Raw genomic sequence first — 787 nt, 5'->3', positions numbered from 1 at the left:
GATGCGGCGCGCGGCGACGCCGAGCGCGGCCAGGTGGGCGAGGCCGTCGGCCAGCGCGCACAGCAGCCCCTCCACCGCGGCCCTGGCCAGGTTGGCCGGCGTGGCGTTGGCGACCCGCAGGCCGTGCAGCGCGCCGGCGGCGTTGGGGCGGTTGGGGGTTCGCTCACCCTCCAGGTAGGGCACCAGGACCAGCCCCGCGCTGCCCGGCGGCGCGGCCAGCGCGAGCTCCGACAGCCGGTGGTGGTCGACGCCGAGCATGGCGGCGGCCGCGTCGAGCACCCGCGCGCCGTTGAGCGTGCACACCAGCGGGAGGTAGCGCCCCGTGCCGTCGGCGAATCCCGCGACGAACCCGGCGTCGTCGCGGATCGGGTCGGCGGTGACCGCCGCGACCACGCCCGAGGTCCCGACCGACACGATGACGGCACCCTCTTCGGCGCCGAGGCCCAGGGCCGCGGCCGCGTTGTCCCCGAGCCCCGCACCGAAAGTTGTTGCGCCGCTGACGGTTCCGTCCTGAGGGCCCAGCACGGCCGGCAGGAGCGGGCGGCGACCGCGCAGGGCCAGCTCGAGCAGGTCGACGCGGTAGCCGCCGCTGGCGGCGTCGTAGTAACCGGTGCCGCTGGCGTCGCTGCGATCGGTGGTCAGCGCCGCGACGGCGGTGTCGCCGCGCAACCGCCACGTCAGCCAGTCGTGCGGCAGGCAGACGGCCGCCGTGCGGTCCGCGTGCCGGGGCTCGTGGTCGGCGAGCCAGCGCAGCTTGGCCACCGTGATGGCGGCCAGCGGCACGACG

Annotated in this window: 1 protein-coding gene; it reads right to left on the bottom strand. The window is 77.3% G+C overall.

The window, feature by feature from the left end; genetic code table 11:
- Positions 1–787: FGGY family carbohydrate kinase (locus HMPREF0591_RS30030; protein WP_007172662.1), on the bottom strand; the 787-nt coding region annotated here is incomplete at both ends.

The sequence above is a fragment of the Mycobacterium parascrofulaceum ATCC BAA-614 genome (assembly GCF_000164135.1).
GTDB lineage: Bacteria > Actinomycetota > Actinomycetes > Mycobacteriales > Mycobacteriaceae > Mycobacterium > Mycobacterium parascrofulaceum.
This window is presented reverse-complemented; position numbering and strand designations above follow the sequence as displayed.